12 protein-coding genes and 1 pseudogene are annotated in these 15,355 nt (G+C 48.2%); 12 read left to right on the top strand and 1 reads right to left on the bottom strand.

The features are described from left to right. The first annotated feature begins 16 nt into the window (after positions 1–16). The 6 genes from atpG (at position 17) to ACLTOH_RS02515 (ending at position 8,338) form a co-directional block, all read left to right on the top strand. Positions 17–946, top strand: coding sequence for an ATP synthase F1 subunit gamma (atpG, locus tag ACLTOH_RS02540; RefSeq protein ID WP_022312042.1), 930 nt, complete (start codon positions 17–19; stop codon positions 944–946). Beyond that, positions 943–2,355 (top strand): F0F1 ATP synthase subunit beta, encoded by a 1,413-nt coding sequence (atpD, locus tag ACLTOH_RS02535; RefSeq protein ID WP_022312043.1) that lies wholly within the window; start codon positions 943–945, stop codon positions 2,353–2,355. Before atpG ends, atpD begins: the two co-directional genes overlap by 4 nt. Positions 2,356–2,372: 17 nt before the next feature. Next, positions 2,373–2,789, top strand: a complete 417-nt coding sequence (atpC, locus tag ACLTOH_RS02530) for an ATP synthase F1 subunit epsilon (RefSeq protein ID WP_022312044.1) — start codon at positions 2,373–2,375, stop codon at positions 2,787–2,789. A 130-nt stretch (positions 2,790–2,919) separates the two neighbouring features. After that, positions 2,920–4,782 carry an LTA synthase family protein gene (locus ACLTOH_RS02525; RefSeq protein WP_337769906.1) on the top strand — a complete coding sequence of 621 codons (1,863 nt, stop codon included), beginning with the start codon at positions 2,920–2,922 and terminating at the stop codon, positions 4,780–4,782. A 27-nt stretch (positions 4,783–4,809) separates the two neighbouring features. Next, the gene (locus ACLTOH_RS02520; RefSeq protein WP_337631243.1) at positions 4,810–7,461 is read left to right on the top strand and encodes a YfhO family protein; all 2,652 of its coding nucleotides are present in this window, start codon (positions 4,810–4,812) and stop codon (positions 7,459–7,461) included. A gap of 13 nt (positions 7,462–7,474) precedes the next feature. After that, on the top strand, positions 7,475–8,338 hold the full coding sequence (locus ACLTOH_RS02515) for a YitT family protein (RefSeq protein WP_022312047.1): 864 nt from the start codon (positions 7,475–7,477) through the stop codon (positions 8,336–8,338). 34 nt (positions 8,339–8,372) lie between these two features. Here the strand turns inward: ACLTOH_RS02515 and ACLTOH_RS02510 are convergent, their stop codons facing one another. Continuing rightward, complete coding sequence (locus tag ACLTOH_RS02510; RefSeq protein ID WP_022312048.1) at positions 8,373–9,266, bottom strand: AraC family transcriptional regulator; 894 nt, start codon at positions 9,264–9,266, stop codon at positions 8,373–8,375. 276 nt (positions 9,267–9,542) lie between these two features. Here ACLTOH_RS02510 and kduI point away from each other — a divergent pair, with 276 nt between their 5' ends. From kduI to ACLTOH_RS02480, 6 genes and pseudogenes are all read left to right on the top strand, one after another. Continuing rightward, complete coding sequence (gene kduI / locus ACLTOH_RS02505) at positions 9,543–10,403, top strand: 5-dehydro-4-deoxy-D-glucuronate isomerase (RefSeq protein WP_117465822.1); 861 nt, start codon at positions 9,543–9,545, stop codon at positions 10,401–10,403. A 58-nt stretch (positions 10,404–10,461) separates the two neighbouring features. Continuing rightward, positions 10,462–11,265: a gluconate 5-dehydrogenase gene (locus tag ACLTOH_RS02500; RefSeq protein ID WP_022154728.1), complete on the top strand. Its 804-nt coding sequence runs from the start codon at positions 10,462–10,464 to the stop codon at positions 11,263–11,265. A gap of 246 nt (positions 11,266–11,511) precedes the next feature. Next, a complete protein-coding gene (locus ACLTOH_RS02495) occupies positions 11,512–12,150 on the top strand; it encodes an RpiB/LacA/LacB family sugar-phosphate isomerase (RefSeq protein ID WP_118504601.1) in 639 nt (212 codons plus the stop codon). A gap of 96 nt (positions 12,151–12,246) precedes the next feature. Then, positions 12,247–13,212, top strand: a complete 966-nt coding sequence (locus tag ACLTOH_RS02490) for a bifunctional 4-hydroxy-2-oxoglutarate aldolase/2-dehydro-3-deoxy-phosphogluconate aldolase (RefSeq protein WP_118504599.1) — start codon at positions 12,247–12,249, stop codon at positions 13,210–13,212. Between the two features lie 294 nt (positions 13,213–13,506). Then, positions 13,507–14,538, top strand: coding sequence for a sugar kinase (locus ACLTOH_RS02485; protein ID WP_117465824.1), 1,032 nt, complete (start codon positions 13,507–13,509; stop codon positions 14,536–14,538). 338 nt (positions 14,539–14,876) lie between these two features. Next, positions 14,877–15,355: pseudogene (locus ACLTOH_RS02480) on the top strand (group II intron maturase-specific domain-containing protein); the annotation flags it as partial.

Below are 15,355 nucleotides of genomic sequence, written 5' to 3'. Positions count from 1 at the left end.
ATAACAGGAGGTTAACATGGCAAATACGAGAGAAATACAAAGTCGTATGAAAAGCATTCAGGATACCATGAAGATCACCAATGCCATGTATATGATCTCTTCCACAAAGCTTCGGAAAGCTAAGAAGAATCTGGAAGAGACAGAGCCTTACTTCTATACTCTGCAGACGATGGTCAGCAGAATTGTCCGTCATTTACCGGAGATCGATAATAAATATTTCGATGAACGGAAGGACAAACCGGCTGGGGAGAAGACTACGGGACTGATAGTAGTCACCGCGGATAAGGGACTGGCCGGAGCCTACAACCATAACGTACTGAAAATGGCAGAAGAACAGATGCAGAAAGCCGGACAGACAGGAAGCTACAAGCTGTTTGTCGTGGGTGAGCTGGGACGTCAGTATTTCGGACACAGAGGAATCAAGGTGGCTGAGCAGTTCCATTATACAGCACAGAACCCGACCCTGCATCGTGCCAGGATCATCACAGAGACGATCCTGGAGCAGTTCGAAGAAGAGCAGCTGGATGAGGTATATATTATTTATACCAATATGGTAAACAGCGTGACGACGGAACCGCAGATGCTGCGTCTGCTACCTATCGTAAAAGAACGGTTTATTACCAAAGACGGACAGGATCTGAGTATGTATCAGGATCCGCTTGTCATGACCCCGTCCCCGAAAGCAGTGCTTGATAACATTGTTCCGGATTTTGTCATGGGATATGTATACGGTGCACTGGTAGAATCGTTCTGCAGTGAACAGAACGCCAGGATGATGGCCATGGAGGCAGCAAATAAGAATGCTTCCGCCATGATCCATGATCTGTCCATTCAGTACAACCGGGTACGTCAGGCTATGATCACACAGGAGATCACTGAGGTCATTGCCGGTGCCAAGGCTCAGAAAAAGAAGAAAAAGGCAAGAAAGGAGGTCCTGAACAATTGAGTAACGTAAAGGAAAAAAATCATGGTAAGATCGTCCAGGTCATGGGACCTGTTGTAGACGTAGAGTTCGAGAACAATGATCTTCCCTTTATCAAGGATGCCCTGGAAGTATACAGTGAAGGCAAGCGTCTGGTCATGGAAGTGGCACAGCATATTGGCAACAATACCGTTCGCTGCATCATGCTGGGTGCCAGTGAAGGACTTTGCAAGGATATGGATGTCATTGCTACCGGAAAAGGAATTCAGGTGCCGGTAGGTAATAAGACACTGGGTAGATTGTTCAACGTATTGGGAGAGACCATCGACGGTGGAGAATCCCTGGAAGGAGAGGAGCATTGGGTCATCCACAGAGATCCACCTTCCTTCGAAGAGCAGAGTCCTGTAGTAGAGATGCTGGAGACCGGTATCAAGGTTATCGATCTGCTGGCTCCCTATGCAAAAGGTGGTAAGATCGGTCTGTTCGGCGGTGCCGGTGTAGGTAAGACCGTGCTGATTCAGGAGCTGATTCGTAATATTGCTACCGAGCACGGTGGATATTCTATTTTCACTGGTGTCGGAGAGCGTTCCCGTGAGGGTAACGATCTGTGGAGTGAGATGAAGGAGTCTGGAGTTCTGGAGAAGACTGCGCTAGTCTTCGGTCAGATGAACGAGCCCCCCGGAGCACGTATGCGTGTAGCCGAGACCGGACTGACCATGGCAGAGTACTTCCGTGATGAAGAGCACCAGAACGTGCTGCTGTTCATTGATAACATTTTCCGTTTCGTACAGGCAGGTAGTGAGGTATCCGCATTGTTAGGCCGTATGCCTTCCGCAGTAGGATATCAGCCCACTCTGGCTACCGAAGTCGGTGAATTGCAGGAGCGAATTGCTTCTACGAATAAGGGTAGTGTTACTTCCGTACAGGCTGTCTATGTGCCTGCGGATGACCTGACAGACCCTGCACCCGCAACTACATTCGCTCATCTGGATGCCACCACCGTTCTGTCCCGTAAGATCGTGGAGCAGGGTATTTACCCAGCTGTGGATCCTTTGGAATCCACCTCCCGTATTTTGGAAGAGGATGTGGTAGGTAAGGAGCATTACGAGACCGCCCGCCAGGTACAGGCAATGCTGCAGAAGTACAAGGAACTGCAGGACATCATCGCCATTCTGGGTATGGAAGAGCTGTCCGATGAGGATAAGGTCACCGTATATCGTGCCCGTAAGATTCAGCGTTTCCTGTCCCAGCCCTTCCATGTGGCAGAGAACTTCACCGGTGTACCCGGTAAGTATGTGCCTGTGAAGGAGACCATCCGTGGATTCCGTGCGATCATCGACGGAGAGATGGATGAGTATCCCGAGGCTGCATTCTTCAATGTAGGAACCATTGACGAGGCAGTGGAGAAGGCCAAGAAGCTCATGGCACAGTAAGGAAAGGCGGTGTGCGTATGAACACCTTCAGCTTGAAGGTCATTGCCAGTGATAAAGTATTTTTCGACGGGAAATGCGGCATCATTATCGTACCGGCTCTGGACGGCGAGCAGGCCATCATGTCCCATCATGAGGATATGGTCATTGCCACGAAGGAAGGCGAGGTACGGTTTAAGGAAAAAGAGGATGACGACTGGACCAAGGTTGTAGTAGGTGTGGGGTTTGTCTATATTTCTCATAACCGTGTGATCATGCTGGTGGATACGGCAGAACGGCCGGAGGATATCGACAGGGTCCGTGCGGAGGCTGCCCTGGAGCGTGCGAAGGAACAGCTGCGTCAGAAGCAGAGCATCCAGGAGTATCATGTATCCCAGGCATCCATGGCGAGAGCAATGCTGCGCCTGAAGGAAGCCGGAAAATACGAAGTCAAGTAGTAATACGTAAAATATAAGTAAAAAGTAACAAAATTAAGCCTGTAATGTTAGTAAATGTGTGCAATTCGGAAATTGTTATTTTTCTGTCATTGCGATAAAATCTCTTCAGAATCGTAAGGAGAGTTAAGCGATGGATTATTTACAGAAAAAATCAATACGAAGTGTCGCAGCTGCCATTACAGGCTTTTTGCGTCATTCCGTTCGAAAAATAGGAATTACCAGGGAGAAGCTTCCTTCCTGTATCGCGCTGGCAGTATGTCCGCTGGTGACATTTTATCTGTTTGAAATGTATACCCATAATCCTTTTACGACAATGCATTTCAAAACCCAGCTGTTGAACATGGCGTTCTATGTACTGACCGCACTTCTGTTATTCGGAATCGTGAAATATGTCCGGGCGGCTCTGATGTTGCAGACGGCCTTTTTCATGGTGGCAGGACTGGCGAATTATTATGTGCTGAATTTCCGTTCCGCACCCATCATGCCCTGGGATATTTATTCCATCAGTACAGCAGCCAGTGTGGCGGGCAATTTCAGCTATGAATTGTCCACCAGTACGATACTGGTCATTGTGGGATTCCTGATTTTGTTGTTGATCGAGAGCCGTTTTCATATGAAGGCACCGGGAAGAGTGGCAAAGAGAGCGGCGCTGATCCTGTTAAGCATTGTCATGATCTATGGTTATACCGGCATGATACAGAGCGAGAGCTTTGTGCAGAGCTTTGGATTATACGACAAGCTGTTTACCCCTACCGTCATGAATAAGAGAGATGGCAATATCGTGGCATTTCTGATGGAAATGGAATATCTGGATGTGGAGAAACCCGCAGATTATTCTGCAGATGGCACCGGCAGCAATTATGAGCAGGCCGGGAAGGATTCCGCTGGGCTTGCAGCAGCTGTGGAAGACCCGGAGAGCGTGAAGCGTCCGAATATCATTGTGATCATGGATGAGGCATTTTCGGATCTGGCAGTCCGGGGAGAGTTTACCACCAACGAAGACTATATGCCCTTTATTCACAGCTTACAACAGGGGGCAGAGAATACCAGAACCGGTTACCTGAATGTTTCCGTGCTAGGCGGGAATACTGCCAATACGGAGTTTGAATTCCTTACCGGCAGCACTATAGGATTTTTACCGCAGGGCAGCGTGGCTTACCAGCAGTATGTGCAGAAGGAGATGCCTTCTCTGGCTTCCTACCTGAAGGAACTGGATTATCATACTGTGGCGATCCATCCTTATTATGCCAGCGGCTGGGACAGAGACAGAGTCTATCCGCTGCTTGGATTTGATGAGTTCCTGTCACAGGACGATTTCAGGAATCCGAAACGGATCCGTAACTATATCTCCGATGAGAGCAGCTTTGCCAAGATCATCGAACTGTATGAGAACAAGGAAGCGGGAGAGCCTCTGTTTGCCTTTAACGTAACTATGCAGAATCACAGTGGTTACGAAGAGGAATTCCATAACTTTACCCCGGATATTACCGTGGATGGTATTGACTCCAAAGCATTGTCCATGTATCTGTCCCTGGTAAAACAGACGGATTCCGCCCTGCAGGGTCTGATCGATTACTTCTCTCAGGCGGAAGAGGATACCATGATTGTATTCTTCGGGGATCATCAGCCTACGACCTATGTGAGCAATCCGATCTTAAGAAATAATAAAGTGAATCCGGAGACTTTAACAGATGAGGAAAATCTGTTAAAATATAAAGTACCTTATGTGATCTGGAGCAACTTTGACATTGAGGAGCAGATGGACGGAGAGACCAGTGCCAATTATCTGGCCATGGATGTGCTGGAGAACTGTGATCTGCCGCTGCCTGCCCTGCAGAGCAGTCTGACCGGGCTTCGGAAGGAATACCCGGTGATCAGCGCAGCAGGTGTGAGAGAGGCGGACGGCACTCTTACGACGGTGAAGGAATGTGGGGAAGCATTGAACGATTACCGGAGGCTGGAGTATTATCTGCTGTTTGATTACGGAAGGTAAGAAAAGAGATCGTGGGAGAAAAATAATATGAACGGCAATAAAACGACAGCAACAAGTAGTGAGGAGCGCAGGATGCAGAGAGGGATCTCTGTGCTTGCGTTCTTTGTGCCTGCATTTATTATGCTGGTTCTTTTTATCATACGGGGCATATATCCTTTTGGTGACCGGAGTTTTCTGTTCTCCGACATGTACCATCAGTATATGCCTTTTTTAAGTGAATTTGTACACAAGATCAAAGCGGGAGAGGGACTGTTCTATTCCTACAATGTAGGGATCGGATCGAATTTCCTGGCACTGTATGTCTATTATCTGGCAAGTCCTTTTAACTGGCTGGTATTTTTGCTGCCGGAAGGCCTGATCATGGAATTCATGAGTTATCTGGTGATCCTGCGGATCGGCCTTATGGGGCTTACCTTCAGCATCTATCTGCGGAAAGTGTTCGGCAAGGAGGATCCGGCGGCTCTTTTGTTTTCCACTGCGTATGCTCTGTCCGGCTATCTGGCGGCCTACAACTGGAATGTGATGTGGCTGGACTGCCTGATCCTGCTACCCTTGATCCTGTTAGGAGCAGAGCGGCTGGTCAGAGAAGGCAAATGGGTCATGTATACCGTGACTCTGGGACTCTGTATTCTGACCAATTATTACATCTCCATTATGATCTGTATCTTTCTGGTGCTGTATTTTGGAATGTTGTTGATCACGGAATACTATACCATGACGGAAGGGCAGAGCAGGAAAGCACGGATCGTATTCGGCAGGATCGGAAGATTTGCATTTGCCTCCCTGCTGGCCGGAGGTCTGGCAGCGGCATTGTTGATTCCGGAGGTCTGTGCTATTCTACGGACGGATTTTGGCAATTCGGATTTCCCCGGTACGCTGGAGTCCTATTTTTCCGTGTTTGATATGCTGGCGAGACATTGCCTGTGCGTGACCACGGAGAGGGGACTGGAACACTGGCCGAACATTTACTGTGGTGTGGCAGTATTTTTACTGGTGCCCATGTATGCACTGAATGAAAAAATATCGGTGAGAAAACGGTTCTGCAATCTGGCACTGGCGGGATTTTTGCTGCTCAGCTTCGGAACCAATGTCCTGGACTTTTTATGGCACGGTCTGAATTATCCGGATTCCCTGCCGGCGAGACAGTCTTTTCTATATATTTTTCTGATCCTTGTCATGTGCTATGATGCTTTCCGAAATGTGGAGGGCACTTCTCCCAGGCAGATCATCTATGGGTATCTGGCGGCGGTGATATTTTTACTTGCCTGTGAAAAATTCGTGGAGAGTGAAGATTTTGACACCGGCATTGAAGTGTTGACCCTGGTATTTGTTACGATCTATGGTGTGCTTCTGTATCTGTACCGGACGAGAAAAGACGAACTGACGAGGCAGGTGCTGGGGATTCTGGTGCTGGCGTGCATAGTGGCGGAGCTGAGCATCAATACATTTAATACGAGTCTGGGCACTACCGGACGAAGCGCTTATCTGGGAGACCAGGAGGATTATAAGGCGTTGTACGCCCTTACGCAGGAACAGGAGGGGGATGACTTCTTCCGTATCGAGAAGTTTACCCGCAAGACGAAAAATGACGGTACTCTTACGGGATACCCTACGGCTTCCGTATTTTCCTCCACCATGAATTCCAACGTCATGGACCTGTATAAAATGCTGGGTATGCGTCACAGCAAGGTTTATTACGGATTTGACGGAGCGACAGCTTTCGTGTCGGCACTCCTGAATGTGGATTATATGTTCGGCGAATCGGATAAATACGAAAACGGTCTGTATGAGATCGTGAATAACAGCGGAGATGTTTATTTATATCATTGTAAATATACGCTGCCTTTTGGCTATGTGGCACCGATGGGTTGGAATGTTACGGACGAGATCGGCACCGGTGTGAGAGTGCAGAATCAGCTGACCGAGGATCTGGGAATCGCAGAGCCCTTACTGGACCGGGCGACCAGTGAGACTAGCGGAGATAATGTATGTATTACGGCGGACCGGGCAGGCTACTATTACGCGAGGATCAATGCCACAGGGACGAAAAAGGTTCAGGTGCTTGGGGGAACGCTGGAGACGCAGGATTACAGTGATCTGAAGGACGGATCCATTCTGTATCTGGGATATCTGTTGGAGGGAGAGCGCGTGACGCTGACCAATGGGGATGACACGGACGATACCCCGAAGGTATCGGCGGAAGCTTATGTACTGAATGAAGAAGTGCTGGCACAGGCAGTGGAGATATTGTCAAAAGAACATCTTGAAAATGTAGCGATGGACAGCACCCATATTTCCGGAACCTTAAGTCTGAAAGAAGCCGGCAGACTGATCCTGTCCGTGCCTTATGAGGAGGGCTGGACGGTGCAGATCGACGGAGAAAATGCAGAGCCTGAGCAGTTTGGCAATGCGCTCATGGCATTTGATCTGGAAGCGGGAGAACATACGATACAGATGCACTATGTACCGGAAGGACGGAATATCGGTATTTTAGTGAGTGCGGGAAGTGTACTGATCCTGTTGGGATGCGTGTTGTGTCAGAGGTGTGACAGGAAAAGGAAAGACTGTGCGGAGAATGAGCCTTTGCAAAAGGCAGCAGACGAAACGATGGAAGACGGGAATGCGGAAAAAACGCACACAGAGGAAGGTTCTGTGAAGGAAGAGGCAGGAAGGATGTAAGAAGGAGCGAATTATGACGAAGAAGAGTATTTGTGATACCTTGCGGCGTACCTGCCTGATCCTGGCGGGATCCTTTATCATGGCAGTCAATTTGAAAAGCTTTGTCCGGGCCGGGGGATTGATCCCCGGTGGATTCAACGGTCTGACCCGACTGATCCAGGAGATCAGCGTGCTGTTGTGGCACTGGGAGCCTCCTTTTTCGGTGATCAACTTTATCTTAAATGCGGTTCCGGTGGTCATCAGCTTCAAATTCATCGGAAAAAAGTTCACCGGTTATTCCTGTCTGATGATCGTGGTGAGCGGTATTTTGACGGATATGGTGCCCGCCTGGCCGGTAACGGAGGATATTCTGCTGATTGCTATCTTCGGTGGACTGATCAATGCACTGGCCATCAGCCTGTGTCTGTTCGCCAATGCCACCAGCGGCGGTACGGATTTTATCGCGATCTTCCTGTCGGAAAAGTACAGCATTGATTCCTGGAATTATATTTTTGCGGGAAATGTGGTGATCCTTGGAATCGCCGGAGCACTGTTTGGCTGGGACAAGGCGCTGTATTCCATTATTTTTCAGTATACCTCCACGCAGGTACTCCATGTGCTGTACAAGCGCTACCAGAAGCAGACACTGATCATCGTGACGAAACGGCCGGAGGATGTCTACGAAGCTATTGCGGAGATCACCCATCACGATGCCACCCTGATCAAGGGTGAGGGCTGTTATTCCAAACAGGAATGTGACGTGCTGTATTCCGTGGTGGGACGAGACGAGGTGAGCAAAGTTGTGAATACGGTGCGGGAGACGGACCCGCAGGCCTTTGTCAACATGATCCGTACGGAGAATCTGGCGGGCCGGTTCTACCAGAGACCGAATGATTAAGAAATGTAAAAAGAAGAGCCTGAGCGTCAGCAGTTTAGCTGACACTCAGGCTTGCGTATTTTTTCGGGGAAACACCCACGGCTTTGGTGAAGGCTTTGAAGAAATTGCTGTAGTCCGTGAAACCGCTGCGTTCGAAGGCTTCCATAACATTGCCGTTTTCGTTCAGAACCGCCTTGGCGATACTGATGCGGCGGGCGGTGATGTATTTATTAATGGTGGTGCCTGTGGCGGATTTGAAAATCCGACAGATATAGGATTCGCTTAAGTAGAACTGTCCGGCCAGCTGTTCCACTGTAATAGGCTGGGAGATGTTCTGGTTGATGTAAGCCAGAATATCGTCCACCTGATGGTTGTAGCGGTAGCTACTGTCCTTGTATTCGGCGGGAACTGTTACGGTTTCCCCGGCCGCCGTCTGCTCTGCACTGCGGATGAACAGCGTGTTGAGCATGACCATCAGCTCCATGAAAGCGGCGTATTCCGTGATGTCATGGGCAAAGCCCTCCGCGGAAGTGATTTTGTTGATATAATAGAGGAAACGTTTCTGCTGTTCCTTGTTGAGCGAAAGCTTATGGGAAAAGGGGGCACTGCGGTGGGTGAAGCAAAAGCTCAGATCCGTCTCTTTGGTGGAGATCAGCTTCATGAAATCCGGCGCCACCGACAGAACGATACGTTCGTGGACGGAGTTGTCGATCTGGGTCAGCTTGTGACTTTCGTACTGGTTGATGATAAAGAGATCGCCTGGGGCGATGGTGTAGAAGCAGTTGTCGATCAGAAACTGTTTGCCGCCGCAGATGGAATAGTAGATCTCGTAGCAGTCATGGATGTGCATGTCCATGGCTTTTTCTTCTTTATATAAGTGGGCAATGGCAAAAGTCCCGGAGGTTTTACAGTTATCTATGGCTGTTTTACAGGAGGTAAGTTCTTCCATTTCTTTCATCCTTTTCGCTTTTTCTTTTATTAAACACCAAAAGTTCAAAATTTGCAATGTTTAGATTAAAATATGAAAAGACTTTGAGAATCTTTTCTAGTATACTTAACTCATACAAAAGAGAAAAGCAGTTACAGCCTTCCAAAATTTTTATAAAAAATAGTAAAAATGTGTTGGAAATGGTTACAATGATATGTTATAATGTAAGTGCTTTCATAAAAAGGTAACATTCAATAGCGGCACGCAGGCCGCCCGTTGAGGAAAGAGAGGCGTAAGGTGGAACTTAGAACAGCAGTATCACCAAGAGATGTGAAGCATTACACCACAGAGCGTCTGAGAGAAGAGTTTCTGATCCAGAATCTGTTCGTACCCGGCGAGATCAAGCTGGTGTACAGCCACATCGACAGAATCATTACAGGAGCAGCAGTTCCTGTAAGCCCTATCACTCTGACCGCCGGAGATGAACTCCGTGCAGAGTATTTCTGTCAGAGAAGAGAACTGGGTGTGATCAATATCGGCGGAGCAGGTATGATTACCGTTGATGGCAAAGTGTACAAGGTAGGTTACAAGGAAGCTATGTACATAGGAATGGGCTCCAAGGAGATCATTTTCGCAAGTGAAGATGAGAAACAGCCCGCTAAATTTTATCTGAATTCCGCTCCCGCACATAAGACTTATCCGACCGTGCTGATCAAGCCGGAAGGTACTCCCGAAGAGGGCGTGGTCATTGTAAAGGATGAGAATAAAGTAGAACTGGGTACTCTGGAGGATGCCAACCACAGAGTAATCTGCAAGTATATCCTTCCCGGACAGGTAGAGAGCTGTCAGCTGGAGATGGGTATGACGAAGTTAGAGCCCGGCAGTGTATGGAACACCATGCCTTGTCATACACATGACAGACGTATGGAAGTATATCTGTATTTCGATATGCCTGAGGATGCCTTTGTTATGCACTATATGGGTGAGCCCGATGAGACCCGCCACATCGTAATGCGTAACGAAGAGGCAGTCATCTCCCCCAGCTGGTCCATCCATTCCGGATGCGGTTCCAGAGCATATACCTTTATCTGGGGTATGGTCGGAGAGAATCAGGACTTCGATGATATGGACGGCGTTGACAACAGAGATCTGAAATAAGATCCTTTGGAACATGTAACTAAAATAACAGTTTTTATAAAGAAAAGGAGAAAAAACAATGTCTGAATTCACTAATTTCTCACTGGAAGGTAAGGTTGCACTGGTTACCGGCGCATCTTACGGTATTGGTTTCGCTATCGCTTCCGCATACGCTGAGTGCGGTGCTACCATCTGCTTCAACGATATCAAGCAGGAGCTGGTAGACAAGGGAATCGCAGCATACGCTGAGAAAGGTATCAAGGCTCACGGCTATGTATGCGACGTTACCAACGAAGAAGCAGTTAATGCTATGGTAGCTCAGATCGAGAAGGAAGTAGGCACCATCGATATCCTGGTGAACAACGCAGGCATCATCAAGAGAATCCCTATGACCGAGATGACCGCAGATCAGTTCCGTCAGGTAATCGACGTAGACCTGAATGCACCTTTCATCGTATCGAAAGCAGTTATCCCTGCAATGATCAAGAAGGGTCATGGTAAGATCATCAACATCTGTTCCATGATGTCCGAGCTGGGTCGTGAGACTGTATCTGCATATGCAGCAGCTAAGGGCGGCTTAAAGATGCTGACCAAGAACATCTGCTCCGAGTACGGCCAGTACAACATTCAGTGTAACGGCCTTGGACCCGGTTACATCGAGACTCCTCAGACTGCACCTCTTCGTGAGATCCAGCCCGATGGCAGCAGACATCCTTTCGACCAGTTCATCTGCGCTAAGACCCCTGCTAACAGATGGTTAAAGCCCGAAGAGCTGACCGGCCCCGCTGTATTCCTTGCTTCTGAGGCATCCAATGCAGTCAACGGACACATCCTGTATGTAGATGGCGGTATCCTTGCTTACATCGGCAAGCAGCCCCAGTAGAGCTTGTGCAAAAGGAAAACAAGCGGCCGCGTAGCGGACATTTGTTTTCCTTGCACAGCTCACGAGTAAATATCCGGTGAGTTTACGAGCCGGATGCAGAGTGCGAAGCACGAATTTGCGAGTGAGTAGCTATGGAGCTTGTGCATTTACGCAGGATATCAAAAACAGAATAAACAATTCACATCAGGTCAGTCGCAGAAGAATTTCGGCGGCTGACTGTTGTGGCGTTTGGAAAAGGAGTATCTCATGAAGATAGCTTTGATCAATGAAAACAGTCAGGCTGCCAAGAATGAAATGATCTGTGCTACTCTTAAAAAAGTAGTAGAGCCCATGGGTCATGAAGTATTCAACTACGGTATGTGCGGCGCAGAGGATCCCAATTCCCTGACCTACGTACAGAACGGTATTCTGGCAGCAGTTCTTTTGAACTCCGGGGCAGCGGATTTCGTTATCACCGGATGCGGAACCGGCGAAGGTGCCATGCTTGCATGCAATTCCTTCCCCAAGGTTCTGTGTGGACACATTGAGTCCCCTCTGGATGCTTACCTGTTCTCTCAGGTAAACGACGGTAACTGTGTAGCACTTCCTTTTGCTGAGAACTTCGGCTGGGGCGGTGAACTGAACTTACAGTATACTTTTGAAAAGCTGTTCTGTGCTCCCGGCGGCGGTGGATATCCCCCTGAGAGAGTTGTTCCCGAGCAGCGCAACAAGAAGATCCTGGATCAGGTAAAAGAAGTAACTCATACCGATATGGTTACCATCCTGAAGAATCTGGATCGTGAACTGGTAAAGGGTGCTTTATCCGGTGCCAGGTTTAAGGAGTATTTCTTTGCAAACTGCAAGTGCGACAAGATCGCTGAGGCAGTGAAGGAAGTACTGGCATAAAAGTATTGGTTTCATTTTGCAGAAATATTTTCGACAGGATCTCCTGCGAAGATTTTTCACATAACTATTAGTCTATAAGACAGAAAGGTGTTATTTATGAACGCAGTATTAGAGCAAATCAGCAAAATCGGTATCGTACCGGTTGTAAAAATTGACAACGCAGCAGATGCACTTCCTCTGGCAAAGGCACTTTGCGCAGGCGGACTTCCCTGTGCAGAGGTTACCTTCCGTACCAGCGCAGCAGCAGAAGCTATCAAGATCATGACCGACAACTTCCCCAGCATGTGTGTTGGTGCAGGTACCGTTCTGAACGCAGAGCAGGTTGACGCAGCAGTAGCAGCAGGCGCTAAGTTCATCGTAAGCCCCGGCTTAAATCCCAGAACCGTTAAGTATTGTGTAGAGAAGAACATTCCTATCACTCCCGGTACTTCCAGCCCCAGCGACATCGAGCAGGCTATCGAGCTTGGCCTGGATGTAGTTAAGTTCTTCCCCGCTGAGCAGTCTGGCGGTCTGGCTAAGATCAAGGCTATGGCAGCTCCTTATGTAAATATGAAGTTCATGCCTACCGGCGGTGTAAACGCTAAGAACCTGACTTCTTACCTTGACTTCCCCAAGATCATCGCATGCGGTGGTTCCTGGATGGTTCCCGGCGACCTGATCAACGCTGGTGAGTGGGACAAGATCGAGCAGCTGACCAGAGAAGCTGTACAGACCATGCTGGGCTTCGAACTGGCTCATGTTGGTGTCAATGCAGAGAACGAGGAAGAGGCTGTTAAGGCTGCAAACCGTTTCGCATTTATCTTTGGTATGCCCGCTAAGGTTGGCAACAGCTCCGTATTCGCAGGCTCTGCTCTGGAAGTTATGAAGACTCCTTACCTGGGCAAGAACGGTCACATCGCTGTTAAGACCAACTACATCGAGAGAGCTGTCAACTACCTGAGCACCGTTCTGGGCGTTGAGTTCAACGAGGAGTCCGCTAAGAGAGATGCCAAGGGCAACCTGAAGGCTATCTACCTGAAAGAGGAGATCGGCGGCTTCGCTATTCATCTGGTACAGAAATAAATCATAAGCAAATTTTAAGCCGTACGGTTGCAGCAACTGCATATTTCAGTTGCAGACGCGCTTCCGCTGTAATATAGCGATTACACGGTGAAATGAATAGGATTTAGAACAAGCAGGTTGGACGGTTGCGTGTTCCGACACGGACTCTAACCGACCGTCGGTACTTAGATGCTGTATTTTAGCATCTTATGTACCGCTACGGGAGGGCCGAAGCGAGAGCGGGTCCGTGATGGAATATGCAGCCATCCAACCGGAGATAATAGACAATTTTTAGTGAGAAAGGAATATACCAAAATGGCAAAAGTAATTACCATGGGTGAGATCATGCTGAGACTGTCCACCCCCAACAACGAGAAATTTATCCAGGCAGATGAGTTCGATATCAACTACGGCGGCGGTGAAGCTAACGTAGCAGTATCTCTGGCTAACTACGGTCATGACGCTGAGTTCGTTACCGCAGTTCCCGACAACGAGATCGGTGAGTGCGCAGTAGCAGCTCTGAGAAAGTACAACGTAGAGACCAAGCACATCGCAAGATGCGGTGAGAGACTGGGTATCTACTATCTGGAGAGCGGTTCTTCTATGAGACCTTCCAAGGTTGTATACGATAGAGCACATTCTTCTATCTCTACTGCAACCGAGGCTGATTTCAACTTCGATGAGATTTTTGAAGGCGCTGACTGGTTCCACTTCACCGGTATTACCCCTGCTGTATCCGACGCTGCTGCAGAACTGACCGAGAAGGCTCTGATCGCTGCTAAGAAGCATGGTGTAAAGGTATCCGTAGACCTGAACTTCCGTAAGAAGCTGTGGAGCTCCGAGAAGGCTCAGAAGGTTATGACCAACCTGATGAAGTATGTTGATGTATGTATCGGTAACGAAGAAGATGCTGAGCTGGTACTTGGCTTCAAACCCGGCGATACCGATGTTACCAGCGGTGAGCTGGAGCTGGCTGGTTACAAGTCCATCTTCGAGCAGATGGTTGACAAGTTCAACTTCGAGTACTGCGTATCCTCTCTGCGTGTAAGCCATTCCGCTTCCGATAACGGCTGGTCTGCTTGCATCTACTCCAGAGATACCAAGGAGTTCTATCACTCCAAAGAGTACAGCATTCATCCCATCGTTGACCGTGTAGGCGGCGGCGACTCCTTCGCAGGCGGCGTGATCTGCGGTATGCTGGATGGAAAGAACTTCAAGGATGCTCTTGAGTACGGCGTAGCTGCATCCGCTCTGAAGCACACCATCCCCGGCGACTTCAACCTGGTATCCAGAAAAGAAGTTGAGACCCTGGCTGGCGGCGACGCTTCCGGACGTGTACAGAGATAATGTAACTATTCAGAGCCAGATAATATTACCTAATATTCGTTGAATGCCTGCATTCATAAGAATATTTGGTGATATTAATATGGCGAAGTAACCACATGAGCAAAAGGTAGCATCGTAGATGCGATTTTGCGAATGGGGTGATGAATAGTTGATATGGATAAAAAGAACTCACCTGCGTGGTAACATGCAGGTGAGTTCTTTGTTATTCTGTAACTGTTCAGAACCTCTCATCCAAAGATAAATTCAGGGTTTCCTGAAAATGCATTTTTGATTGTTTCATAAGTATTGAAACCATGCTTATGAGCAGTTCCAACGTATGACATGATTTTGAGATAAAAGCAGATAAACAGGTAATGGCATTTATCACCAAGAAGGAGTATGAATCAATGCTTCAAGTATGCAATAACCCAGATGTATTATCGTTAAAATATCTTGAGGAGAGGCTGAAACTTACAGTCAACCGAGAAAAGAGCCGTACTGTCAGCGTGTTTGCAATCCGAAATTTTAAATTCCTTGGCTTTGCATTGGGAAGGAACGGAAAAGGCATTTATGTCCGAGTTCATCCGAAGTCATGGAAGAAGTTCAAGTCCAGACTGAAGGAGTTATCTTCCCGTAAGCGATGTCAGTCAATCAAGCCAAACCTTGAGAAAATCAAGGTGTATGCGAGGGGATGGCTTAACTACTACGGAATTGCAAGTATGAAGAACAACATAGATGAAATCAACGGATGGCTCTATCACAGAATACGTATGTGTATATGGAAACAGTGGAAGAAACCAAGGACGAAGGTACGTAACCTTATCAAGATGGGAGTACC

The organism is Waltera sp., assembly GCF_046969025.1.
GTDB lineage: Bacteria > Bacillota > Clostridia > Lachnospirales > Lachnospiraceae > Acetatifactor > Acetatifactor acetigignens.
The sequence above is the reverse complement of the archived record's forward strand: the minus strand, read 5'-3'. Positions and strand labels throughout refer to the sequence as shown.

Bases quoted from the DNA above. Each gene is read 5' to 3' on its own strand.
- atpG (WP_022312042.1), top strand. From the start codon at position 17: ATGGCAAATACGAGAGAAATACAAAGTCGTATGAAAAGCATTCAGGAT.
- atpC (WP_022312044.1), top strand. From the start codon at position 2,373: ATGAACACCTTCAGCTTGAAGGTCATTGCCAGTGATAAAGTATTTTTC.
- ACLTOH_RS02525 (WP_337769906.1), top strand. From the start codon at position 2,920: ATGGATTATTTACAGAAAAAATCAATACGAAGTGTCGCAGCTGCCATT.
- ACLTOH_RS02520 (WP_337631243.1), top strand. From the start codon at position 4,810: ATGAACGGCAATAAAACGACAGCAACAAGTAGTGAGGAGCGCAGGATG.
- ACLTOH_RS02515 (WP_022312047.1), top strand. From the start codon at position 7,475: ATGACGAAGAAGAGTATTTGTGATACCTTGCGGCGTACCTGCCTGATC.
- ACLTOH_RS02510 (WP_022312048.1), bottom strand. From the start codon at position 9,266: ATGGAAGAACTTACCTCCTGTAAAACAGCCATAGATAACTGTAAAACC.
- ACLTOH_RS02500 (WP_022154728.1), top strand. From the start codon at position 10,462: ATGTCTGAATTCACTAATTTCTCACTGGAAGGTAAGGTTGCACTGGTT.
- ACLTOH_RS02495 (WP_118504601.1), top strand. From the start codon at position 11,512: ATGAAGATAGCTTTGATCAATGAAAACAGTCAGGCTGCCAAGAATGAA.
- ACLTOH_RS02490 (WP_118504599.1), top strand. From the start codon at position 12,247: ATGAACGCAGTATTAGAGCAAATCAGCAAAATCGGTATCGTACCGGTT.
- ACLTOH_RS02485 (WP_117465824.1), top strand. From the start codon at position 13,507: ATGGCAAAAGTAATTACCATGGGTGAGATCATGCTGAGACTGTCCACC.